This is a genomic window from Catalinimonas alkaloidigena (assembly GCF_029504655.1).
Taxonomy (GTDB): Bacteria; Bacteroidota; Bacteroidia; order Cytophagales; family Cyclobacteriaceae; genus Catalinimonas; species Catalinimonas alkaloidigena.
The window spans coordinates 3,141,486-3,166,731 of the sequence record NZ_JAQFIL010000001.1 but is presented as its reverse complement, the minus strand read 5'-3'; the positions used below and the strand labels follow the sequence as shown (position 1 = coordinate 3,166,731).

The 25,246-nt window shown below is 39.7% G+C and carries 20 protein-coding genes; 11 read left to right on the top strand and 9 right to left on the bottom strand.

The genetic code is table 11. The features are described 5' to 3' along the window. Positions 1–3: 3 nt before the first annotated feature. The 6 genes from OKW21_RS12950 to OKW21_RS12925 all read left to right on the top strand — a co-directional run bounded on the left by OKW21_RS12950 (position 4) and on the right by OKW21_RS12925 (position 8,239). Positions 4–2,361 (top strand): ABC transporter permease, encoded by a 2,358-nt coding sequence (locus tag OKW21_RS12950; RefSeq protein WP_277479958.1) that lies wholly within the window; start codon positions 4–6, stop codon positions 2,359–2,361. Between the two features lie 364 nt (positions 2,362–2,725). Then, positions 2,726–3,424, top strand: coding sequence for a hypothetical protein (locus tag OKW21_RS12945; RefSeq protein WP_277479957.1), 699 nt, complete (start codon positions 2,726–2,728; stop codon positions 3,422–3,424). Between the two features lie 35 nt (positions 3,425–3,459). Further along, complete coding sequence (locus OKW21_RS12940) at positions 3,460–4,005, top strand: hypothetical protein (RefSeq protein WP_277487675.1); 546 nt, start codon at positions 3,460–3,462, stop codon at positions 4,003–4,005. Further along, a complete protein-coding gene (locus OKW21_RS12935; protein WP_277479956.1) occupies positions 4,005–4,835 on the top strand; it encodes a hypothetical protein in 831 nt (276 codons plus the stop codon). The genes OKW21_RS12940 and OKW21_RS12935 overlap by 1 nt, the downstream gene beginning before the upstream one ends. After that, positions 4,832–7,285 (top strand): leucine-rich repeat domain-containing protein, encoded by a 2,454-nt coding sequence (locus tag OKW21_RS12930; RefSeq protein WP_277479955.1) that lies wholly within the window; start codon positions 4,832–4,834, stop codon positions 7,283–7,285. The genes OKW21_RS12935 and OKW21_RS12930 overlap by 4 nt, the downstream gene beginning before the upstream one ends. A gap of 48 nt (positions 7,286–7,333) precedes the next feature. Next, entirely contained in the window at positions 7,334–8,239 is a 906-nt protein-coding gene (locus OKW21_RS12925) for a YihY/virulence factor BrkB family protein (RefSeq protein WP_277479954.1), read from the top strand. A gap of 38 nt (positions 8,240–8,277) precedes the next feature. Here OKW21_RS12925 and OKW21_RS12920 read toward each other — a convergent pair whose 3' ends face one another. The 4 genes from OKW21_RS12920 to lysS form a co-directional block, all read right to left on the bottom strand. Further along, entirely contained in the window at positions 8,278–9,567 is a 1,290-nt protein-coding gene (locus tag OKW21_RS12920) for a Gfo/Idh/MocA family protein (RefSeq protein WP_277479953.1), read from the bottom strand. 102 nt (positions 9,568–9,669) lie between these two features. Continuing rightward, positions 9,670–10,356 carry a tRNA (5-methylaminomethyl-2-thiouridine)(34)-methyltransferase MnmC2 gene (gene mnmC2 / locus OKW21_RS12915; protein ID WP_277479952.1) on the bottom strand — a complete coding sequence of 229 codons (687 nt, stop codon included), beginning with the start codon at positions 10,354–10,356 and terminating at the stop codon, positions 9,670–9,672. A gap of 12 nt (positions 10,357–10,368) precedes the next feature. Continuing rightward, positions 10,369–10,848, bottom strand: coding sequence for a 2-C-methyl-D-erythritol 2,4-cyclodiphosphate synthase (gene ispF / locus OKW21_RS12910; protein WP_277479951.1), 480 nt, complete (start codon positions 10,846–10,848; stop codon positions 10,369–10,371). 273 nt (positions 10,849–11,121) lie between these two features. After that, on the bottom strand, positions 11,122–12,849 hold the full coding sequence (lysS, locus tag OKW21_RS12905; protein WP_277479949.1) for a lysine--tRNA ligase: 1,728 nt from the start codon (positions 12,847–12,849) through the stop codon (positions 11,122–11,124). Positions 12,850–13,191: 342 nt separating this feature from the next. Between lysS and OKW21_RS12900 the strand changes: the two genes are divergently transcribed. The 4 genes from OKW21_RS12900 (at position 13,192) to OKW21_RS12885 (ending at position 18,524) form a co-directional block, all read left to right on the top strand. Further along, a complete protein-coding gene (locus OKW21_RS12900) occupies positions 13,192–15,240 on the top strand; it encodes a peptidylprolyl isomerase (RefSeq protein WP_277479948.1) in 2,049 nt (682 codons plus the stop codon). Further along, complete coding sequence (locus OKW21_RS12895) at positions 15,233–16,168, top strand: peptidylprolyl isomerase (protein WP_277479947.1); 936 nt, start codon at positions 15,233–15,235, stop codon at positions 16,166–16,168. The genes OKW21_RS12900 and OKW21_RS12895 overlap by 8 nt, the downstream gene beginning before the upstream one ends. Continuing rightward, the gene (locus OKW21_RS12890; RefSeq protein ID WP_277479944.1) at positions 16,134–17,495 is read left to right on the top strand and encodes a peptidylprolyl isomerase; all 1,362 of its coding nucleotides are present in this window, start codon (positions 16,134–16,136) and stop codon (positions 17,493–17,495) included. The genes OKW21_RS12895 and OKW21_RS12890 overlap by 35 nt, the downstream gene beginning before the upstream one ends. 63 nt (positions 17,496–17,558) lie before the next feature. After that, complete coding sequence (locus tag OKW21_RS12885; protein ID WP_277479943.1) at positions 17,559–18,524, top strand: AAA family ATPase; 966 nt, start codon at positions 17,559–17,561, stop codon at positions 18,522–18,524. Between the two features lie 52 nt (positions 18,525–18,576). Here the strand turns inward: OKW21_RS12885 and OKW21_RS12880 are convergent, their stop codons facing one another. Next, on the bottom strand, positions 18,577–18,984 hold the full coding sequence (locus OKW21_RS12880) for a hypothetical protein (protein WP_277479942.1): 408 nt from the start codon (positions 18,982–18,984) through the stop codon (positions 18,577–18,579). Positions 18,985–19,085: 101 nt separating this feature from the next. Continuing rightward, positions 19,086–20,114 carry a phenylalanine--tRNA ligase subunit alpha gene (gene pheS / locus OKW21_RS12875; protein ID WP_277479941.1) on the bottom strand — a complete coding sequence of 343 codons (1,029 nt, stop codon included), beginning with the start codon at positions 20,112–20,114 and terminating at the stop codon, positions 19,086–19,088. A 139-nt stretch (positions 20,115–20,253) separates the two neighbouring features. On the opposite strand from pheS, the gene OKW21_RS12870 reads away from it, so the two are divergent. Beyond that, the gene (locus tag OKW21_RS12870; RefSeq protein ID WP_277479940.1) at positions 20,254–21,060 is read left to right on the top strand and encodes a Rossmann-like and DUF2520 domain-containing protein; all 807 of its coding nucleotides are present in this window, start codon (positions 20,254–20,256) and stop codon (positions 21,058–21,060) included. A gap of 4 nt (positions 21,061–21,064) precedes the next feature. Here OKW21_RS12870 and pyrF read toward each other — a convergent pair whose 3' ends face one another. From pyrF to OKW21_RS12855, 3 genes are all read right to left on the bottom strand, one after another. Next, entirely contained in the window at positions 21,065–21,871 is an 807-nt protein-coding gene (pyrF, locus tag OKW21_RS12865) for an orotidine-5'-phosphate decarboxylase (protein ID WP_277479938.1), read from the bottom strand. Between the two features lie 62 nt (positions 21,872–21,933). Further along, positions 21,934–22,596, bottom strand: coding sequence for an outer membrane lipoprotein periplasmic chaperone LolA1 (gene lolA1 / locus OKW21_RS12860; protein ID WP_277479937.1), 663 nt, complete (start codon positions 22,594–22,596; stop codon positions 21,934–21,936). A gap of 24 nt (positions 22,597–22,620) precedes the next feature. Beyond that, positions 22,621–25,071 (bottom strand): DNA translocase FtsK, encoded by a 2,451-nt coding sequence (locus OKW21_RS12855; RefSeq protein WP_277479936.1) that lies wholly within the window; start codon positions 25,069–25,071, stop codon positions 22,621–22,623. Between the last annotated feature and the right edge of the window lie 175 nt (positions 25,072–25,246).

Genomic DNA, 25,246 nt, shown 5'->3' with positions numbered 1-25,246 from the left:
TTCATGCTAAAAAACTATCTGCTCTCCGCTATCAGAAACATCAGCAGGAATAAGCTTTCCTCCGGGATAAGTATTTTTGGATTGGCAATAGGGATCAGCGCTGCGTTTTTAATGTTCCGTTACATACAGTTTGAACTTAGTTTTGACAATTATCATCCTAGGCACGAAAGGATATACAGGCTTAGCAGTATACTTTCCGCTGGTGCTAAAAGTGAGTATTTGGCTCCAACTGCGATGTCGGTAGCTAAACAGGTACAAAAGTTAATAGATGAAATAGAAGTTGCTGCCCGCGCTGTACCAATGGAAGCCGTTGTGAAACTGGGCAGCTATCAGGTAAATAGTAAACACAAATTTTACCAGGCGGACCCTGAGATTTTTGATATACTTGAGGTAGAATGGCTGGCACAAGAAAATAATAATCCTTTAAAAAAGCCAAACACCGTAATTTTAACCCAAAGTCTGGCGGACAAATTTTTTGAAGATGTGTGGTATGATGATATGCTGGGAAGACCCTTGATGCTGAATCGTAAAATCTACTCAGTAGGAGGGGTGATCAAAGACATACCACAAAATTCAGACTTGCGCTTTGAAGCCTTGGTATCATTGAATGATAGTCAGTATGAATGGCTAGACTTTCAGGCATATACGTACATTCTACTAAAGAAAAATACAGCACTATCAGATTTACAGTTGAGTTTGCAAAATTTTGATCAACATTGGTTTACACCTGTATTGCAGGAAGAGTGGGGTACAGAAGAATCTTATGTTTATCATAAAGCTATTGCGATAGCTGATCTGCATTTTACAAATGATTTGATCGGAGATACTGAAGAAAAAGGGAATATGAGTCTTATCGTTGTGCTCAGTATTATCGCCATATTTCTGGTAACGATTGCAGCGATCAATTTCATCAATCTGTTTATAGCCCAGTCCATCAAAAGAAATGTTGAAGTAGGTATTCGCAAAGTAATAGGAGCTCGTAAATCCCAACTTGTGTTTCAATATTTAAGTGAGTCTTTGCTTTTTACGCTAATTTCTACTGTAATAGCTATTCTCCTGATACAGGCAGTGGAACCCTTCTGGTATGCTTCGACAAACATAAGTCTGAATATCAACAGTCTGTTGTACGAAAACATCTTTTTGTACCTTGTTATGACCTTGTTATTGATTGGCATTTTTGCTGGTAGTTATGCTGCGTTTTTTCTGGCTTCTTCAGATCCTGTAAAAGCTCTAAAGAATCATTTTAGCAACAGTTCACCTAAGAGCTTTCATAAAGTACTACAGCTGATCCAGTTTTCTATCGCTACAGGGATGGTCCTTTGTACTTTGATTCTATATCAGCAGTTAGACTTTATGCTGAACAAGCAATTAGGCTATGACGAAGAACGGCTAATGGTACTATCTATACCTGAGGTACCTGAAAAAAGTGAAGTAATGAGCAGCTTTAAACAGTATCTACTGGATAAGAATTATGCTGAAAGCGTCACATTGGGTGCTAAGCCCGGTAATCTATACTTAAAGGGGACAGTTATTCAGGAGATGGATGGGAACAATATTGAGGTAACTGTTAATGCAATCTATGCAGATGCAGATTATCTGGAAGTACTAGGAATTTCACTGGTGGAGGGTAATAATTTTTACAGGGATGCTTGCGACTGTGAACATCAGTATATTATTAATGAAGCTTTAAGTAAACGACTTCAATGGGATAGGGCAGTAGGAGAAAGCCTCAGTTTTGATGGTGAGGGAGAAATTATTGGGGTGGTAAAAGATTTTCATTACCAATCGCTCCATTATGCGATTGAACCTTTGATCATTATCCTCAATCCTGAAGGTGGAACTCATGCGTTGGTAAAACTTCAAGGCGATAAAGTAGGAGAAATAGAATCTGCATGGCAGACTTTTCTTCCGGATATTCCTATCAGCTACAGTTTTTTAGAACAGGAGCTTGCCGCGCAGTACAGAACTGAAAAGCATATGATAGATCTGTTTATTTTTTTCTCAATTCTTACCATTGTTATTTCCTGCATGGGCCTTTTTGGGATGAGTGCCATGAACGCACAGCTTAGAACCAAAGCTATGGGTATACACAAGGTGATGGGAGCCAGGCGTTTGCAAATATTTTATCTGTTGAGTAAAGATACACTGACCAATGTAGGCTTCGCAATCGTAATTTCACTGCCACTGGCAGGAATGATCATGTTCCGCTGGCTGAGCTTATTTGAGTACCATGTGACTTTTGACTGGATGCAACTTTTCATTGCGGGTAGCATAGTATTTTTGCTGGCAATGTTCACCTCCTGCTATCATAGTTTGCATATTACACAAACTAATCCCGTTTTGTCTTTAAAAGACGAATAAAAAAATCTCAAACGCACTTTTCCCTTCTCTGAGTTTTCGGCAAGCATTTTGTATAACTATCTTTACCTGAATTTGTGTTGTTTAAAGGCAATAAGCATAGGTGTTAGATTTTTCTTATTTTTAGGCGCTAAAAATATTGATAATCAGCCTATAAGAAGGGTGAAACTCAAGAACTGCCCGAAAAAACGTATCTTCTTTTGGCAATTGCACGAAAATATGTTTGTATAATTGTATTATCATCATGCAGTACTTTTGTGTTTTAGTCTGCTTTTTAAGTCAAATCTATTGTCTTTCTGTTAAAATAAATTCAATTACAGGCTCATATTACATTCGCATAACCTAATAATTATTAATTGATCAAACTATGAAGATCAGCACTGTACAAAAAAAACAACCGGATAAATCTATGCTTCCGGTCAGATTTCTCAAGTCAATAAGTATTGTCCATATCATAATGATATTGCTAATCGGCGGGGCCGCGGTAGGAACCTCTGGTTGTAAAGCTAAAAAAGAAGCAAGAGCTGCTGCTGCTGCCAAAGCTGAGCGCATTGCTGAGGCAAGGGCTACACTGCTTGCGATTATTAATGACAATGGTTCAATGACTCTTGAGGAAAAAGAAAGTGAGTTGAATCGTATCAAAGATATGAACATTGATGATGCTGAAATTCAGGATCTCATAGCCAGAGCTGAGGCTATCATCACTCGTGAACGTAATGCTGCAGACAGGGTAAGAGAAGCCACAGGAGGCAGAAAAGAGGCGATAGCTGAAGATGCCAATACCCAACTGACAAATATTTTCAATGAACTTTCTTCATCTAGAAGTACTTCTGATGCCAACTATCGTATTCGTGAGGCCCTAAGTATGTTTTCCTCGCCTGACACGCCTGTACTGATTATTATCAGCCAGAGCGGAGGTACTACTGACTATGATGAACCGACCACCATCAAAAAATACCTTGAGTATCTGAAAGATACCAAAAGCCAGCCTGCTGCCATACACAACTTAGAAGTTGATGCAAATGGTAAAATCAAAGAAGTTGAACTTATTAAAAACTACCGATAATGCTTAACCTTAAATCTATACTAGCATCATTACTGATGCTAAATGTATTCGTTTTTGCCGCCCAGGCCCAGAGTGAATCCATCAGCCCACAAAGGAAACAAGCTATTGACTCATTAGCGCTGGAAAAAGTACGCGATCTGAGTAAATATATCAGCATAGTGGGTAATAAAGATACCCCTTTTTCAGAAGCTAACAGGGTTATTGATCGTGCTGAAGAGCTTTTTGCAACCGGTGCGGAAATTGGAGTAAGTTCTTTAAATCGCTCTGAAATAGAATATTATGGTATCAGACCTTACTTTGAACATCTCATGGCTTTGAACTATGATGAGGTGACTATTCGTTGGTATGATATTCAGTATATCAGTGACCTGGAAAGGCAACCTGATGGTACCTATGTTGGGGTAATTACCATCTATCAGCGTTTTGAAGGCAGGTCAGATGATGGTCTTGAATACAAGGATACTACTAAGAAGGATATTACTGTATTTGTTCAAAAGAAAGAAACCCAAATAGGTGGGCGAGTAATTGATTTTTGGGATGTGCTCTTAGGAGACATTCGCGTGTCAGAAACCACAACATAATGACGAGAATTTCTTTATTGCTGGGATTGATACTCTTGTCATGGGCTGCTCAGGCTCAGGGCATCGGAGAATACTTAGGAGATGAAAGTGTATTATACGCAGAAACGAAGCAGATAAATCAGTTTTTTCGCAGATTCAATGGTGAGGAAGACCAGGAGGGGAATCGCTATTATACTGGCGACAAAAACTTCCAAGAGCCTAAATTAAGAGATAAATATCTCAAGATGTTATTTGACAACCAGAATCCAAGTTTGTCAAATACCCTGAAAAGCGAATTTATTGATAAAGTTAACAGTAAATCAGATCCGGTAATATTGGATTTTCACGGGGGAGAATGGTTCGCGGAAGTGAACGCTCGCTTTACTTACAATGGCCGTGAGGAAAATGCCATTCTTTTTCTGAGGTTACAGGAAGAAAAAGTAGGTTCAAAATGGATTATCACAAGAGCCTACTTTGCCCCTTTTGCAAAATTATTCAGTAGCGATACCACCGGGGGAGTTGAGTTTCTACACCCTATGAGCCATGAATTAGACTTCATGAACCTTCGCAAAGTTTTTCAGGACAATAAAGAAAAGGTAGACCAGTTCACTGCTCGGGGCTACCAGCCTGATTATCTGTCTATTATGCTTTATGAAATTAAAAATTCTAATCTAAGGTTTAAAACGGTATCAAACGTGAAGTTTCACTTCTTTCAGGTAGATGGCTGGTATTTCCAGTTATCTAAATTTAATCGTCCTGGCTATAACCGGGGTTGGCTGATCTCAGACCTTGTCAAAGTTAGCCCTAAAGAAAGAGGGATATTGACCAAGTACATCTATTACGAAAAATGAAAAAGCATAAGCTTTACTACACATTCTCCTGCTTTAGCCTGGTATTTATCCTTTTTTCTTCAACTGCTTACGCCCAGTCACAAGTAAAAGAACTATCTTCTGAACAGGTTGATGAATACAAAGAACAGGCAAGCCAGATGGTCTCTTTCCTGCAATCTATGATGAATATACTGGGAAGTGAGAAGGCTACTACCCAGCAGAAAGAGACCATTATTAATGAAAGCTATAAAAAACTGTTTGTAGATGAAGAAGTACAAATAGAGGATGACCTTGATGAAGAGAGAGTGGTTGTTACTAATAAAAATGTTCAGGCGTATCTCAAGGATATTGACTTCTTTTTCAAAAACGTCACATTTGAATTTAATGTGGACGATGTTAGCTACTACGTCTCAGATGAAGGAAAAATATTTTTCAGGCTAACTGCCAACCGTAATTTACAAGGGGTAACCGTCAGTAAAGATACCATCAATGCCAATCAACTGAGGTATATAGAGGTAAATTTAAATGAAGCTGAGAAACAGCTTAAAATAGCCAGCATTTATACGACCAAGCTCAGTGAAAGGGAAGAGCTTGCTAACTGGTGGAACGAAGTGCCTTACGATTGGCAGCAAATTTTTAAAGAAGAAATAGATGTAAGTATAGACTCCGTCAATTACAGAATGCTCAGGGAGATTGCCGCGCTTGAAAGGTTAGATGTATCAGGTAATCGCTATATACAGACATTGGAACCGCTGAGCAGGATGAATAATCTTACTTACCTTGATATCTCCGGCACCAGTATCACTGATATCGTCCCTTTGCGTAACCTTACTAAACTGGAGACACTAATTTGCAGTCGTACTGCTGTAAATAGCCTGGAGCCATTAAAATATTCAACGGATTTGAGAGAACTCATCGCTAACAGCACAAAAATTAGTGATCTGAGCATTCTCACAAATTTTTCCCGACTGGAAAAACTATACATCAACAGTACATCAGTATATGAGTTAGTACCCTTAACCGGCATTAAGGACCTAAGATTTGCCAATACTGCGGTTACTACGCTAGATGACATTACCAGTCTTAGCGGACTTGTGCACCTTGACTGTTCCAGCACAAATGTTAAAAACTTAGCGCCAATCAAAGGTGCAGTTAGTTTACAGACACTGAATATTGAGTACACTCCTGTAGATGATTTAAGTGCATTGTCTGAACTCATCAATTTAGAGATATTATATTGTAATAATACCCCTATCAAATCGCTTGATCCATTGGCGGGTTTGCCCGCTTTGCAAAAGGTTTACTGCGATGAGACGCCCATCACACAGCAGGATGCCACCAGGTTTATGATGGTAAATAACAGTGTTTTGGTCATTTATGAATCAGAAGCTTTACAGAGTTGGTGGGATGATCTGGATAACTATTGGAAAGAAATTTTTACGCAGTATGTATCTTTTGATTCGCTGAGTAAAGAAAAACTTGCGGAAATCGCGAACCTGACAAGTATTGATATTAGCAACAAAAAGGAAATCACTTCTTTAGATCCCTTAAGCCGTCTGCGTAACCTCAGAAAACTTAATTGTGCGAATACAAGTGTACAAAGCCTGCAACCGCTTAGTGAACTGTTGGACCTGCAATATCTGGACTGTTCAGGTACTTTGGTGGATAGTGTGGGCGCATTGAGCGAAGCATCAAATTTGAGTATTTTGAACATTGATAAGACTGCTGTAAGCAGTTTATCGCCCCTAAGTGATTTAAATAATATTGAGCATCTTAGTTGTGAGCATACATCACTCCAGGAACCTGAAATATTAGAGTTTATCCGCAGTCATCCTGGCTGTCTGGTTATTTACAAATCAGATGAATTAAGCTTGTGGTGGAATGAAGCTTTGTCTCCTGCCTGGAAAGAAGCCATGAGAAATCAGATGGCAATTTCAGGTATACCCAGTAAGGATCAATTGCACGAAATCGCTTTTACTGAAAAGCTGGTAATAAGTAACAATAATGAAATATGGGATCTCTCACCGATCAGGGAATTTGTAAACCTGAGAGAGCTTGAAATTACGAATACCGCAGTTAAAGACCTATCTCCTTTGAGCCAGGTGTATTCTCTGGAAAAACTGACTTGTTCTCGTAACCCTATCAGGTCTTTGGAGCCTATAAGTAAATTGACAAACCTCAAGTATTTGGACTGCCAAAATACTCCGATTGAGGATTTGAAGCCTCTCAGAAACTTGATAGAACTTGAAGTACTAAATTGCTCTGGCACACAAGTTAGTAAACTGAAACATATTTCATCCCTGATAAATCTCAGGGTACTGGAATGTTTCAACACTAATGTAAAGAAGCTTAAATCACTCAAAGGCCTTTATCAGCTTGAAAGACTTGCCTGCTACAATACCCGGGTGTCCAGCAAGGACGTAGAAAAATTTACTGAAGAGCACCCTGATTGTGAAGTGGTTTTTTACTAAATAAACATTCTTTAGGTTATATTAGTTAGTCTAAATTAAACCTAGAGTATGCTCTCTAACTTTTTCAGCAAAACTTATTTCCTGATACGTGAGACAGTAAAAACCTTCCAAAAAAACGATCCGGTAGTTTATGCTGCGGCGATTGCTTTCTTTACTGTTTTTTCATTACCCTCTGTACTAATTATCATTGTCAGGGTAATAGGGGATTTTCTTTCAGTAAAAGAAATACAGCAGAACCTGGCCAATCAGATTGAAGAATTGATAGGTCCTGCTAGCGCTGAAGAGATCATTAGTATCATTGAAAGCAGATCAGTTTCCGAGTCAGGACTCCTGTTTGGGATAATCAGTATTGTTTTTTTGGTTTTTAGTGCGACTGTAATTTTTGCTTTTCTCCAGAAAGCATTGAATGCTATATGGAATGTTAAGCCAAAGCCAAAGACCGGAGCACTGAAGTTTGCACGTGACAGGTTGCTTTCATTTTCCATGATCATCATTTTAGGTTTTTTAATGCTGGTCTCACTGGCATTAGATGCTATCTTATCCTTTGCACGTAGTTATATGGAAAGAATACTTTCTGACTACACCGTATATGTAATGGAAGTAGCCAATTACTTTATTTCTCTTATCGTCATATCTGTCATCTTTGGGCTTATCTTCAAATTTCTGCCAGATGCTAAAGTAAGGTGGAGAGATGTAGGGGTAGGAGCCCTGGTCACCGGTTTACTTTTTACAATTGGTAAATTGCTGATTGGCTTAATGCTTTCCAATACTAATATTACTTCTACCTATGGTGCTGCTGGCTCATTGGCTGGTATATTAATTTGGGTTTTTTACTCATCCATTATTGTATTGATTGGAGCGATGTTTACCAAAGTTTACGCTGCCAATATTGGAAGAGAGATAGTACCCAAAAAGCATTCTGTAAAAGTAGAAACTAGAGAAGTAGAAAAATAGGGGAACTCATACTGCTCCCCTGAAAGAAAAATGGAAAATCAAACTGAAGGATAGTTCCATGGATCTCTGTATTCACGAGAAAGTAATTTGTTAGCTTCAGGGTCATTAGGAATAGTTTGCGTAGCAACATCCCAATTAATGCTTCTGCCTAATTTACTGGAAAGCATGCCCAGCAAGCTCATGTTTGTAGAGTGATGCCCTATCTCAATATCACAGACAGGTAGCCTGTCATTCTCAATAGAATGCAGGAAATCAGCCCATAGCTCTTTGATATTTTGCTTGTCTGGGTCATGAAGTGTTGGTTCCTGGTGGATTATCTGCTTTTTACTATCAGCAGGGTAGAAGTTCCACCCATCAAGCCAACCCATGTGAAAAGTACCTTCTGTACCATAAAAATAGCAGCCAATATTATGTTTTTCAGCATTATTAGCGGCATATTGGCGGTGTTCCCAAACAGCAGTAAAGTCTTCAAACTCATAATTGACCACCTGAGTATCGGGTGCCGTAGTGTTGTCTTCCTTAATATGCCTGGCAGAAAAAGAATGTATGGACTTGGGGGCTTTCTCTTCAGTCCACCATAATATCTGATCCAGCCAGTGAATGCCCCAGTCACCGATCTGCCCATTCGCGAAGTTAAGAAACTGCCTGAAGCCTTTGGGATGAATGCGAGGATTGTAATCAACCAATGGCGCAGGACCGCACCACATATCCCAGTCCAAGCCTGCTGGCGGCTCAGCATCAGGCGTAGGTTCTCCAGGCCCGCCTCCGTAGTGAACAAATGCTCTCACCATACCGATCTTACCTGCTTTGCCTGACTTGAGAAACTCTATACCGGAAATATTATGGGGAGAAACCCGGCGATGCGTACCTACTTGTACTTTACGGTTGTTGGCCCGGGCAGCTTTGATCATCGCAACCCCTTCATTTACAGTATGCCCGATAGGTTTTTCAACATAGACGTGTGCTCCGTTGTTAACGGCTTCTATCGTAATCAAAGGATGCCAGTGATCGGGAGTGGCGACAATCACAATATCAGGTTTTTCCTGGGCGATCAGCTCACGAAAATCGCTGTAGCGTTTGGGTTGATCACTGGTTAGCTTGGAAGTTTCTTCCATAGCAGTGTCCAGTTGATTCTGGTCTACATCACAGAGAGCGATCACCTTAGATGAACCAGAGGCAATAGCTTCTCTGAGGATATTCATGCCCCACCAGCCACTTCCTATAAGCGCTGTGGTGTATTTTTTTTGCTGAAAAGAAGGTTGAAAAGACCAGGCTGAAAGAGCCATGCTACTGGCAGCTGAAGTTTTAATAAAATTTCTGCGATCCATAGATTTAGGTTGTTCAAGATTAATCTATATAAAGATGATAATTTATAAATATTATCCTGCCAGTAAAAGGAGGGGGAAGAAATAGTATCAGGAATAAAGCGTTTACTTTGTTGCTCTTACCATTTCCGCTTTTCCAGGTGGTCCGGCAAGAGTTTCTAATTTTAATCCCAACGATTTAAGGTCTCGTTTAAGCTGCCCTTTTGCACAGTAAGTTACAAACACGCCATTTTCTTTTAACATGCTGCAAACTTTTTTAATCGTATCTAAAGACCAAAGTTCAGCTTGCTTGTTGGGTGCAAATGCATCATAGTAAATCAGGTCCGCACTCTTTTCTGAAATCTGAAAGTCTTCCAGTTTTTGATGCACTTTATTTAGCTGAAAATTAGGCAGTATTTCTTGCCAGCTATTCCATTCCGCTTCATGTATTTTCTTAAATAGAGCTATCAATGATGGATCCTGAAGTAATTCCACATAGTTGAGCTGAGCTATAATTTTGCTTTTAAGAGGGTAAGCTTCCAGGCTGAGATAGTCAAATTTAAGCTTAGGAAGCTGTAGAGCCTGCTGAAGTGTCAGTATAAGGTTCAAGCCAGTACCCATACCCATTTCAAATATTTTGATGTTTTGTACATCAGCGTGTAAATTTAGCCAATGGCTTAGACCAGCCTTAATAAAAACATGTTGAGATTCACGAAGGGCACCATGACGTGAGTGGTAGGTTTCATTGAGCATTACATTAAGTAAAGTATGAGAGCCATCCCCTGTACCCATGAGCCTGATTTCCTCTGCCATCTGATTATGATTTTATATCTGCTGAATTAATGCTACCGCATGGGCTGCTATGCCTTCTTTTCTTCCCACAAACCCCATCTTTTCCGAAGTAGTCGCTTTGATTGAGATGTCATTTTCATCTACCTTCATTACATCTGCCATTACACTGATCATTTGAGAAATATGTGGATTAACTTTTGGGGCTTCAAGACAAACCGTAGCATCAACATTGCCTAATTTATAGCCATGATCTCGGATCAATGACATGACATTTGCCAGTAATTTCTTGCTGTCAATCCCTTTGTATTGCGGATCAGTATCCGGAAAATGATAACCGATGTCCCTCAAATTCGCGGCACCAAGCAAGGCATCGCAAATGGCATGGATCAACACATCAGCATCCGAATGCCCTTTAGCTCCGTGAGAGTGCTCTAATTTAATTCCACCCAGCCAAAATTCACGACCTTCTTCTAATTGGTGTACATCATAGCCATAACCGATTCTTATTTTCATAATGTTTTGATAGTGTTATAGTTTTGGTGTTATGATGCTTCAGAGTTTTAGTTTTAGTGTATACTACGATGCATTTCCGGTTTGTAAGACACAAACCAGGGCATACACGCCGTGGGCTTGTGCGGGGCACCCCGTGCCGCCGTGGCCCGGTCCCACAGCCCACTTTCATGAGGTGTACCATAGTATAGTTTAAGTGTTATGTTCCTAAGTGCAATAGTTTTTAAAAAGTCTTTAACTAAAACAATATGAACTATAACACTTTAGCACTCAAAACTATTTTATCCAGCTTTCTACTTCTTCTTTGGTAGGGTTTTTCACTTCCTTAAGCTTCATTTTTTTCCGCATTCCGCATACATCGTTGAAAAGCTTATTAGGAGAAGATTCCTGTAACTGTTCTATCGTAAGGATGCCTAGCTTTTGTAGAATAGGGATCAGCTCCTCCCTTACTCCTTTGTTGATGAAATCTTCGTCTGAAGCAGTTTTTGCTTTTACTTCCGGCTTCATCTGCGGAAAAAAGAGTACTTCCTGTATGGAAGGCTGATTGGTCATGATCATGCTCAGGCGGTCAATACCAATACCTAAACCGGCAGTGGGGGGCATGCCATATTCCAGGGCTCTCAGAAAATCCTCATCCAGGACCATGGCTTCTTCATCTCCCCGTTTGCCCAGCTTGATCTGATCTTCAAAACGTTCGCGCTGATCAATAGGATCATTGAGCTCAGAGAAAGCATTGCAAATTTCTTTTCCATTGCAGATGGCCTCAAAACGTTCTACCAAGCCGGGCTTACTTCTGTGCTTTTTGGCTAATGGCGACATTTCAACTGGGTAATCGGTAATAAATGTAGGCTGGATTAAAAAGGGCTCACATTTTTCGCCGAAGATTTCGTCAATTAGCTTGCCCTTACCCATAGTTTCGTTCACCGGCACTTTTAAATCATGGGCTGTTTGCCTTATTTCTTCTTCTTCCATCTCACTGATGTCAATGTCAGTGAAATGCTTGATAGCTTCAAACATTGTGAAGCGCTTCCATGGGCGCTGAAAATTGATCACATGTTCTCCCACCTGTACTTCGGTAGTACCATGAATATCCATAGCGATCTTCTCTACCATTTCTTCTACCAAATCCATCATCCACTCATAGTCACGGTAGGCCACATAAAGCTCCATTTGCGTAAACTCAGGATTATGGAAGCGGGACATACCTTCATTTCTAAAGTCTTTGGCAAATTCGTAAACACCGTCATAACCACCCACGATCAGTCGCTTCAGGTACAGTTCATTGGCAATACGCAGATAAAGCGTAGTATCAAGGGTATTGTGATGCGTTTTGAAGGGGCGAGCAGCAGCACCACCGTATAAAGGTTGTAGAATAGGAGTTTCTACTTCCATATAACCTCGGTTGCTAAGAAAAGAGCGCATAGAATTTACCAGCATGCTTCGTTTTCTAAACACTTCTTTTACTTCAGGATTAACAATCAGGTCTACATAACGTTGACGGTACCTTTGTTCAGGGTCTTTGAATGCATCGTAAGTTTTATTGCCTCCTTCACCTTTCACTTCTTTTACAATAGGAAGAGGTCGCAATGATTTAGTGAGTAGCTTGAGCTCTGTCACATGTAGTGTTATCTCACCAGCCTGTGTGGTAAAAACATAGCCTCTTACCCCAACAATATCGCCGATGTCAAGAAGTTTTTTAAATACAGTATTGTAAAGACTTTTGTCTTCTCCTTCACAAATATCGTCTCTGCGGACATAAATCTGCATGCGGCCGGTCGCATCCTGGATCTCAGCAAAAGAGGCTGAGCCCATTACCCTTCGGCTCATCAGTCTTCCGGACAGACTTACATCTTTGTAATCAGTTTTTCTTTGTTCGTAATATCGCAGAATATTATTGATACTTACATTCACTTCAAAAGGCTCGGCAGGGTAGGGATTGATTCCCATTTTCATGAGCTCTTCACGCTCTTCTCTTCTTCTTATTTCTTGATCGCTTAAAGGCATAATGGTTATTTTGTTAAGAGGCGCAAAAATAAAGATTAATCCTCAATCTATAAACCTAAGTGATAGGATAAATACTGTTGAATTAAGGTATCCTTAGCCTTATCCTTACGGTACTCCAATTATTTGTAAGATAATTAACTCTAAAAGAGATCAGAGAGGAGGTTTGTTATAAACTTTTTGTACGGACATGAGAGAATTATAAAAGTATTATTGATGTTTTGACTTGACAAATTTTTGCAATTTAACCGATTCTGGTACGTACAAAGGATATTGGCACATAGGCTAATAAAAATTCGTTAACATTGCACTAATTCTGTATAATAGAATACTGAGGATTAAAAAATGAGGCCCATTAAAACCACAAAGTTTCTCTCTGCCAGGCTTATTTTTTTCAGTTTCGTTATTTTCTTTCTGCACGCATGTGCCAGCAAGAAGAAAGTTACTGAAATTCATGCCCCAACTCCCCTGAATTTATCCGAACAGGCTATTTTTACTTATGGTCAGGATTCTGTGATCGCGGATGACTTCCAGTACATCTACCTGAAGAACCATAAAGACTCTCTGGATAAATGGGATGAAGAGGAGATAGAGAAATCTGTACAAGACTATCTAGATCTGTATATCAATTTTAAGTTAAAGGTAAAGGCAGCCTATGCTGCTGGATTTCATCAGCAACCAGCATTTCAGCAGGAGTTTGAAAAATACCGAAAACAGCTGGCAAAACCTTTTATGGTGGAGAATCGCTTTAAGGAAATGCTGGTCAAGGAAGCCTATGATAGGCTGAAGGAAGAAATCCATGCCTCGCATATCCTGATCAATGTACCCGAAAAAACTAGCGGTGCAGATACCATAGCATATTTTCAGAAAGCAGATAGCCTGAGGAAGCTTGCCTTAGAGGGAAGGTCATTTTCTATGCTTGCCGAAAAGTATTCTGATGACCCCTCGGCAGAACAGAATGGAGGAAACCTTGGCTATTTTTCAGGATTACAAATGGTATATCCATTTGAAAGCGTCGCCTATCAAACCCCTCCGGGGTCAATTTCTAAGCCGGTAAGAACCAATTTTGGCTATCATGTGATCAAAGTTCATGACCGCAGACCCTATCAGGGAAAAGTGAAAGTGGCACATATCATGATCAGGTTTCAGAATGATGAGGGGGAAAATGAAGGTTCAAAATCTTATCAGAAGGCGTTAGAAATTTATAATAAATTACAGGCGGGAGCGGATTGGAATGAAATGACCGAGCGTTATTCAGAGGATCAATCTACCCGTTCTAGTGGAGGTGAGTTTCCCTATTTTTCTGCCGGTGGCACCCTGAATAGCTTTGAAGAGACAGCTTTTAGATTAAGTCAGGTGGGAGATATTTCCAAGCCAGTAAAGACCAGATACGGTTGGCATATTATCAAACTGGTGGACAGAAAGGGGTTAGAGCCCTTTGAAATGCTCCGTCCGCTGATTGAGCGGAAGATAGAAAGTAATTTACAACAGATGAAAGTTGAGGATAAGACAGTAGCTCTTTTGAAGGAAGAAAATCAATACGAGCCTAATAATGCAATCATCAGGCAATCTATTGATTACCTGAGTGCCACGCCTGAAATTGCAAAGCCTCATCGCTTAGGTGTCTTATTTTCAATCAGTGATACAGTGTTTGCCTTTTCAGCCTTGGAAGGTTATTTAGAAGAAAAGCAGATCACATTGCCGGTGGATAGTAGCCGTGCGAAGCAGCTGTATGCAGCCTTTGAAGAAGATAAAATCTTGTCATACGAAGAATCTCACTTGGCCGACAAGTATCCTGACTATCGTCGTCTGGCTCAGGAATATAAAGAAGGAATTCTGTTATTTGATATCATGGAAGATAAAGTTTGGGGAGAAGCCAGTGAAAATGAAAGTAAATTACTGGAGTATTACCAACATCATCAAGAGAACTATCGTTGGAAAGAAAGGCTTGATGCAACTATTTTTGAAGCAATAGACGAAAAAACAATCCAAAGAGCTGATCAAATCATTGGAACACAAAAGATAAATAAAAGGCTGATTGAGGAAGTAGAAGAGAAAGTAAACCAGGAATCCGCATTGAATCTTCAAATTTTTAAGGACATATACGAAGAAGGAGAAAGTAGAAGCGGTGCTGAAGAAGTTATTGATCAAATCAACTGGAAAGTCGGCAGCTATGTGACGGAAGCTAACGATCGCGTTTACAAAGTTGTGGTGCATGAAGTGATACCTCCATCACAGAAAGAATTTGAAGAAGTTAAAGGGAGAGTGATCTCTGATTTGCAGCAAGCATTAGATAGGGAATGGATCGTGACGCTCAGAAGTACCTACCCAGTTTCCGTTGATAAAGAAGTATTAACAAAATTGATACAACAATTAATAGCCGAAAATGAATAAATTAGCTTTGTTTTTAGGGTTCTTTCTGATCATGAGTGCTTGTAAAGAACGAAATCTGCCGTCTTTTTTACGTTTTAAAAATCAAGAGGCTGAGGAGGGTGTGGTATTGGTACCGGTTGCTAGAGTTTATGATAATTATTTGTACCAGCAGGATTTAGAAGGAATCTTAGACAATAATGTTAATTCAGTAGACAGTGCCAGCATAATCAGTCGCTATATTGACTCCTGGGTGCGTAAACAACTGCTAATTGCGGAGGCTGCCACGCAGATAAAATTTGATGAAGCTGAGCTGGAAAGAAAAATTTTAGATTACCGATATGCCTTGATGGTATATGAGTTTGAAAAAAATTACGTTAATCAAAGAGTAGATACCGAAGTTTCAGAAGAGGAAATAAAAGCGTATTATCAGGAAAATAAAGATAACTTTGAGCTGAAGCAGAATATCATCAAGGGTATATTTGCCAAAGTACCATTGGAAGCTCCCAGAACCGGCCGCTTGAAAAAGCTCTTTCAAAGTACGATGGATGAAGCTGTGAGAGAGGAAATCAAGTCATATTGTCTTAGTTTTGCTGCTTCATATTCTCTGGATGATTCAATATGGTATGATTTTGAGGATGTCATAAAAAACACTCCTCTCGTGAGTATACCCAATAAAGTTCAGTTTTTAAGAGAAAATGAGTTTATTGAAACCTCCGACGACATTTATGTGTATTTTGTTAAAGTTACTGATTACAAAATTACTGACCAGATTTCGCCCTTAGAGTTTGTAAGGGATGATATTGTTAAAATCATCACCAATAAACGTAAGGTAGCGTTGACCCAAAAACTGGAAGAAGAGATATTCCAGGAAGCTAGTGAAAATAATGAGTTTGAGATATACACACCCACAACCCATGATAAAAGAAATCTTGCACAAGGGGAACCTTAGTGCCATTGCGTTTTTAGCATTAATCATATCTTTTTCCTTTACTCAGGAGCTCAAGGCTCAGTATAGTGGAGGTACAACAATTGATAAAATTGTCGCGAAAGTTGACAACTACATTGTACTCCGCTCTGATCTTGAAGCCGCCTACCTTGAGTCACAGCGAGATCCTAACATCAAAATAGACCGCTGCGACGTCCTTCGTCAGTTAGTCATTGAAAAAGTACTTCTCGCCAAGGCTGAAATAGATTCAGTGGTAGTATCTGACGATGAGGTGAATGCAAACCTAGACCGTCGTCTTCAGGCATTCATCAGCCGCTACGGAAGAGAAAATATTGAAGAGCAGTTTGGTAAGTCTGTTGAAGAATTTCGGGATGAGCTTCGGGGTGACATCCGTGATCAACTCACTGCACAACAGATGCAACAGACCATTACACAGGATGTCAAAGTTACCCCTTCTGAGGTCAGACAATTTTTCAATAATATCCCTCAGGATAGCCTTCCTTTTTATTCCACTGAAGTTACCGTAGGGCAGATTGTGAAATTACCCACGGTTAGCAAAAATCAAAAAGACATCACCCGTAAAAAACTTCTGGATATCAGAGAAAGGATTTTATCCGGTGAAAGTTTTGCGGAGCTCGCTGAAGAATATTCAGAAGATCCGGGTTCAGCGGTACAGGGAGGTGAACTTGGATTTATGGAAAGAGGGCAATTGGTACCTGAGTATGAGGCAACGGCCCTGCAGATGCAGCCGGGAGAGCTTTCTCAACCGGTGGAATCAGAATTTGGTTTTCACCTGATACAGCTAATTGAAAGGAGAGGAAATCGCTATAACAGCCGCCATATTCTCTTAAAGCCTAATTCGTCGGATTTAGACATTAAAAATGCTGAAGTCTTTCTGGATAGTCTTCGCGAAAAAATTATCAACGATACGCTCGACTTTGCCAAAGCAGCAAAAGAGCATTCCGACGATAAAGAAACAGCGGGTAGCGGAGGCTTTTTTATGAGTCAGGATGGTTCCAATCGTGTCTCAACGGATCAGATAGATCCGGTTGTTTTTTTTGTAATAGATACCATGCAGGTAGGCGACATCACACAGCCGCTGGAGTATCGTATGCCGGATGGTAGAAAGGCAGTTCGTATGCTTTACTATAAAGACAGAACACGTCCCCATCAGGCGAATCTTAAGGACGACTATCAAAAAATTTATGATGCTGCATTGCAGGAGCGCAAGACTGACGCACTTCGAAGGTGGTTCAACGATGCCAGAGATGAAGTTTTTATAGAAATTGATCCTGAATATGGCCGCTGTGATATTACGGGCAGTATTTGACGCTGGTCTAATTCATAACATGTACCTTGATTCCTTAAATTTTTTCTAAACCAAACCTAAACAATGGATCAGCAGAATACAGAAATTAAACTAGCTGACAAGCTACACGAAGACTATCATAATCTTAAAAATGAAATCGGAAAAGTAGTAATAGGACAAGATGAGGTGGTAAAGCTTTTACTCACTTCAATTTTTTGCCAAGGCCATAGTTTACTAGTAGGTGTACCAGGGCTGGCCAAAACTTTGCTGATTCATACGATTGCTTCTGCAGTAAATCTTAGCTTTAATCGTATTCAGTTTACACCTGATCTGATGCCCTCTGACATCCTGGGAGCTGAAACTATTGACAAAGAAAGAAATTTCAGGTTCATCAAAGGGCCCATTTTTGCCAATATCATTTTGGCTGATGAGATCAACCGTACTCCTCCTAAGACGCAGGCTGCTTTGCTTGAAGCCATGCAGGAATACTCAGTAACGGTTGCTGGCGTTCATTATCCATTAGAAAGGCCGTTTTATGTGTTGGCTACGCAAAACCCGATAGAGCAGGAGGGGACCTACCCTTTGCCGGAAGCACAGCTTGACCGTTTTATGTTTAATATTCTCTTGGATTATCCAGCTTATCAATCCGAGGTAGATATTGTAAAAAATACAACTTCTGATAAAAATTATCTGATACAGGAAGTATTGACCGGTGAGCAGATAGTAGCGTATCAAAGACTGATCAGAAGAGTTCCTATTGCCGATAATGTGGTAGAATATGCAGTTTCATTGGTTCACAAAACACGCCCTCAAACATCAAGTGCAAGTGAAGTCGCGAATGAGTTTTTGGAATGGGGAGCAGGGCCAAGAGCTTCTCAATATCTGGTGCTGGCCTCAAAATGTAATGCTTTGTTAAGCGGTAAATATTCTCCTGATATTGAAGATGTACAGGCAGTGGCGAAACCCATACTAAGGCATAGAATCGTACGTAACTTCAAAGCAGATGCCGAGGGTGTTACGATTGATAGTATCATAGAAAAAATATTATAATCTTACCCATTATTGAGAAACAAAAAACCGGAGAATATTCCGGTTTTTTTTCTTATAATCCACCTTCGTTGTATATATTGAGATAGTTACCCTCTAAATAAGTCTGGTATTGCCGTAAAGGATACTGTGATAAGCCTCCACTTGGATTTCCTTTAAAATCATAAACCGAGTTAGCACAACCTTCTCTTAAAAATAGCCCAGAGGGATCAACATACATATACGCACAGGCTTCATCAGTTCGGTAAGGGCTGGCTTTTTCAAATGCGCGATACGTGCTGGCATTTTCTCTGTATATGATTATTCCTTTGTAACCTCCCAAAATTTCTACATAGCCCCCGTCAATTCTAAGCGGTAAATATTGTTGATTACTTAAATTGATAGTCGTATCAACTAACACATATGGAATAGGAGAAATCCAGTTATCTTGTTCGCAGCTACTGAACGATAGTATTACAGACAATACTAAAATCAAAAATAAGGGTGCCTTTAGGCTATCGATAAACATATTCTATGAATTTGCAAGTGCTTTAATCAGCAAACGCAAATAATGCCGGAATTGTATCAGTTGAATTGAGAAAATTGTTTTAGAAAGCGAATGTCATTTTCAGTAAATAAGCGTAGATCTTTAATTTGGTATTTGATCATTGCAATACGCTCTATGCCCATACCAAAGGCAAAGCCGGTATACTCTTCAGGATCAATGCCGCAACTCTCCAGCACAAACGGATCTACCATACCGCAACCTCCAATTTCAAGCCATCCGGTACCTTTGGTAATTCTTTTATCGGCTTCAGTCTTGTTCCCCCACCAAATATCTAGTTCTGCACTGGGTTCTGTAAAAGGGAAATAAGAGGGCCTCAGGCGTATACCTGTTTCAGGACCGAAAAGCTCTTTAGCGAAGTGAAGCAAAGTTTGTTTAAGGTCGGCAAAGCTCACATTTTTATCAACATACAAACCTTCAACCTGATGAAAGACACAGTGAGCACGGGCAGAAATAGCTTCATTTCTAAATACACGGCCAGGCATTATGGCTCGGAAAGGTGGGTTACCGTCCTCCATCATACGAATCTGCACAGAAGAGGTATGTGTCCGTAGCACCATATCAGGATTCTTTTCAATAAAGAACGTATCCTGCATTTCTCTGGCCGGATGGTTGGGTGGGAAATTAAGCGCAGTAAAGTTGTGACGATCATCCTCAATCTCAGGGCCATCAACAACCTGAAAGCCAATCCTCTCAAATATCTCTACTATTCGGTTCCGTACCTGGGTTAGGGGATGAATTGCTCCCAATTCATCAGGAATGGGTGGTAAAGTAAGGTCAGGAACATCTATTGCTTGTGCACTCGCTTTTTGGGATTCCAGTTCTGTAATTAATGCTTTGAACTTAGCCTGAGCATCGTTTTTAAGCTGGTTGAGCATCATCCCAGCTTCTTTCCGTTTCTCCGGCGCTACATCTTTGATGGCTCCCAAAAGGTCACCAATTACACTCTTACGGCTGATGAAGCGCATACGGTAGGCCTCAAGCTCTTCTTCGCTTTGAACGGAATATTGATTAATTTCTTCCTGTAATGCGTTTATTTTATCTTCCATTGCTTATGAATCCATTCTGAATTTTCTTCCTGCTAAACTATACACAGAAAATGTTTGCTGATAATTCGCAAAGTTAAAAGACCTTTGCTTTTGATGGCAATTTAGTAGGTATTTTTAGCATGTTTATTTAAATAGTTGTATGTCAATTTTAAAGAAAAAGAAATCTCACTTTAAAGTATCAATGATAGGGGCTGGCAAGCTTGCGTCTCAGCTTGCCCCTGCCTTAGAAAGCGCAGGACATGCGATAAGTGAAGTTTACAGCAGACATTTAAATAATGCGCAAGCGTTGTGCGATCAGCTATACGAAGCAGAGGTTAAGTATGATTTTGATTTTTCTGAGAGTGACGCTGATATTTTTGTGATCGCGGTACCAGATGATAGTATTCAGGAAGTCACCGATAAACTATTATTACCAATAAACGCTATTCTTTTACATACTTCAGGCAGTAAACCTATGGAAGTACTTAAGAATAAAAGAATAAAGGGTTATGGTGTTATGTACCCACTTCAAACCTTTAGTAAAAGTATGCCAGTAAATTTTAAAGAAGTGCCATGCTTAGTGGAAGGTAGCAGCAGCGATGTTGAGGATTTGATCGTTAGACTCAGTAAAAGCATCAGTAAACATGTGGAACCGATGACTTCTGGGCAAAGGGCAGTGTTACATATTTCAGCCGTATTTGCCTGTAATTTCACAAATCATATGATCAGTATTGCAGAAGACTTAACTGATACCCATCATATCAACTTTGAATTACTCAAACCTTTGATTGTTGAAACAATGAATAAAAGCTTATCTGCCGGGCCTAAAGCCGCTCAGACCGGACCCGCGATACGGGAAGACTTTGATATACTTAAGCTACAGGAAAAATTCTTGAAAAAATCAGATAAACAGCTCGCAAAAATTTACAAGCTGCTTTCTCAAAGTATACTGAATATGCACAACTAGGATGCTATAAATATTCTGACATTTCTTTTTGTAATTTTTCTGCTTCTTCTTGTGCCCGCTGTGCAAAGTCATCACCTGGAGAAGCGTAAATGATACTCCTGGAAGAGTTTACCAGCAAGCCAACATCATCATTCAAACCAAATTTTGCTACTTCAGCTAAGTTTCCTCCCTGTGCTCCGATGCCTGGTACCAAGAGAAAATGTGAAGGTACAATTTTACGTATCTCAGCAAGCGCACTCGCTTGTGTAGCACCTACCACATACATAAGATTTTGATCAGAACCCCACTGCTTACTTTGTTTTAGTACCCTTTCATAAAGCTTTTCTCCATGAGGTTGAAGGGTTAACTGCTGAAAATCATTGCTGCTCTTATTAGAAGTTAACGCTAACAATATGACCCACTTTCCTTCAAAATGTAAAAAAGGGGCGACACTATCTTCTCCCATGTAAGGTGCTACGGTTACAGCGTCAAAGTTCATCTCATCAAAAAAGGCTCTGGCGTACATACCCGAGGTGTTTCCGATATCTCCCCTCTTAGCATCAGCAATGGTAAAGATTTCTTTGGGGATGTAATCCATCGTTTTTTGTAGACTTTCCCAACCTTTTATGCCCTGACTCTCATAAAACGCGAGATTAGGTTTATATGCTACGCAAAGCTCTGAGGTTGCATCAATGATCTGCTTGTTAAATGCAAACACAGGGTCTTTTTCTTTAAGTAAATAAGTAGGGATTTTTTGAATATCAGTATCCAAGCCAATACAGAGGAAGGATTTCTTCTTTCTGATCTGGTCTATAAGTGTTTGTCGTGTCATATCAGGCAATAAAAAAACCGGTAGCATATGCTACCGGCCGCAATTTAGAACTTATTATTTTTTTAACGAAGATCTACCACTTCTACTCCTTCATAGTTGCTGGTATCAAATGAAAAAACCGCATCAGATATCTCTGCGTCAGGATTAAAATTGCTGATCTCGTAGGTATACATGGTACCATTTTTATCAAAAATCTGCCATTGTTTTAATGTTTTGTCATCCTGACTGATGTGCAGACGAATTTTGAAAAACTGATTGTTGGTATTTTCAGGAAGCAGGTCAATTACATCATAAGTCTGACCATTCATAGTTTCTTCCTCAACGTACACATACTTAAATCCTCTTTGGTAAGCATTGTAAATCTGTGTAGGAGAAATATCACCTTCGGAAGGATCGTAATTATCAATATTAACTTCATTTACCTCCTCAAGATATGTCCAAACCGTGCTACCATCATTGATAATTTCCTGCCCACCCATTTTTAAGCGGTATTTGTCACCATTGACGATAATTTTGCCTTCAAAGTCTTCACTGATTGACTGTGTAGTGTTCTCCATGGAATAGGCAAAATCTGACTCAAAAGAGCCGATTTTCTGATATTTTTCGCTCATGGCATCCAATACCTCTTTGGCCTTAGGGTCATACTGTGCATAAGTGGATTGTACCAAAAGCACCATTAACAGCAACAGGCTCCCCAATCCTTTATTTATAGCTATTTTTTTCATTCGTTAGATTCGTAATTAGATTGATTATTTATTATCAATATTATTCAATAACTGTTCCAAACTATATTCATCCTGAACCAGTACTTCACGGGCTTTACTTCCCTCAAAAGGACCTACGACCCCAGCAGCCTCAAGTTGATCAATGATCCTTCCGGCCCGATTGTACCCAAGTTTAAGTTTACGTTGAATGAGTGAAGTGCTACCCTGTTGATGATGTACAATGAGGCGTGCGGCATCTTCAAACATTGTATCTCTGTTTTTTAAGTCTACTTCAGTAATATCATTACTATCACCATCTTCGCCTACAAATTCAGGAAGGTTATAGGCAGAGTCATAACCACGTTGAGAGCCTATAAAGTCACATATCTCGTCCACCTCAGGTGTATCAATAAAAGGGCATTGAAGACGAATCAGTTCGGAGTTTAGCGATAAAAGAGTATCGCCTTGTCCTACAAGCTGTTCTGCCCCTCCGGTATCTAAAATCGTTCTGGAGTCAACTTTAGACGTAACTCTAAAAGAAAGCCTTACCGGAAAATTAGCTTTGATAATACCTGTAATAACATTCACTGAAGGTCTTTGCGTTGCTACTACCAAATGAATTCCAATGGCCCTGGCCAGCTGCGCAAGACGAGCGATAGGAGTCTCTACTTCTTTACCGGCAGTCATCATTAAATCAGCCAACTCATCTATGATGAGCACTATGTAAGGTAGGAAACGGTGGCCTTGTTGGGGATTAAGCTTCCGGTGAACGAATTTATGGTTGTACTCTTTAATATTTCTACATCCTGCGTCTTTTAGTAAGTCATAGCGGTTATCCATTTCAATACAAAGTGAATTGAGCGTATATATCACTTTCTTGGTCTCAGTGATAATGGCGTCTTCACTATCAGGTAGTTTGGCCAGGAAATGCCTCTCAATTTTATTATAAAGGGTAAGCTCAACTTTCTTCGGGTCAATCAGTACAAATTTAAGCTGAGAAGGATGCCGCTTAAAAATTAAGGAAGTTATCAATACATTTAACCCCACTGACTTACCTTGTCCGGTAGCCCCGGCGATGAGGATATGAGGCATCTTGGCAAGATCAGCAATGTATAACTCGTTGCTAACAGTTTTACCAAGAATAATGGGTAGCTCCTTATTACTCTTCATGAATCTGTCAGTCGTAACCACAGAATTCATACTGACAATTTCCCGGTTTTTATTAGGAACTTCTATACCGATTGTGCCCTTTCCGGGTATAGGAGCAATAATCCTGATCCCTAAGGCTGCAAGGCTGAGTGCAATATCATCTTCAAGGTTTTTGATTTTTGATATTTTTACTCCTGCTTCTGGTACGATTTCGTAAAGGGTTACAGTAGGACCGATCGTAGCTTTAATGGAGGAAATCCCAATCTTGAAGTTAATTAGCGTCTCTACAATATTGTCTTTATTGTTTTCAAGTTCCTCTTTAGTGACTTTAACTTTCTGCATATCATATTTCTCAAGCATATCAGGGGTTGGGTAACGATACCCTGATAAATCTAAAGTGGGATCATAATTTTCCATTTGACTGGAAAACTTCTCTTCCTTTTGTTCTTCTACTTCCAATTCATAATCGGCATGCGTGTCTGGAGTGTTAGGAAAACTGTCTTTAGAGATTTCCTCTTCTGGCAGGTTTACCTCCAATTCAGGTGTTTCATTCGTTGTTTTCTTTTCTTTGGATGACTTTTGATCTGATGAGCTGTCCAAATCAAATGAATAGGTATCATCCAATTCTTTGGGCTCTTCCCTATTCTGTATAGGGGGATTTTCAGGAAGGCTTTCTTGGGTGTAGCTTTCTACACTGTTGTTCTGTGTTTCATTTTTTGTTTTAGGTTTGAGGTGAAAGAATGTAGTGGCATCAAAGAAATAGATGATAAATACCAGTAATGAAAAGATGAGTAACAATATGGTTCCCCAACCCATCAAGCTGTTTGAAAGAAAAGCTAACTCATATCCTACACCCCCTCCCAGAAAACCCCAGGGTGATGGTCCTTCCTGTCGAAAAACTATATAACCCAGCAGAATACTTGTCCAAATAAGAAAAAAAGCAACAAATTTAAATGCATTATAAGGAGACGCGATCTCTCTTTTGAATACGATTTTTACGCCAATGATAAAGAGGAGGGGAGGAATGAGCATAGAAGCAATTCCGAACCAGCGATAGATAAACAGATAGCCGGAAATTGCACCTATTAAGCCTAACCAGTTCTCTACTTCCAGGCCTGAAGCTTTCAGCTCGGTATCAAATACTGCTTCTGCCACACTTTGATCAGCTTTGCCTGTAAATATAAAAGAAATGAAAGCTATGGTAAGAAACAATGCGAGTACAATCAGGAAGAATCCCCCAGCAATGTGAAATCTCTTATCCTGGTAAAAAATCACCCTTTTCTTCTTCTGCTGCTTATTTTTCTTTGCCTTTTTGTATGTATTTGACTTGTATGTTTTCTCTGCCATACCTTTAAATTAGATCTCCCAATCAAGTATTAAAATTATAAAATAGCTTTTAATATACATAAAGCGTACCCAAAACGAATTACTTCTTTCTTAATGATATAAGTGTGCTAAGGAAAGAAAAAAAGAAAAAAATATAGTGTTGAAATCAATGTTTTTTGAAGAAATACTGTTACTC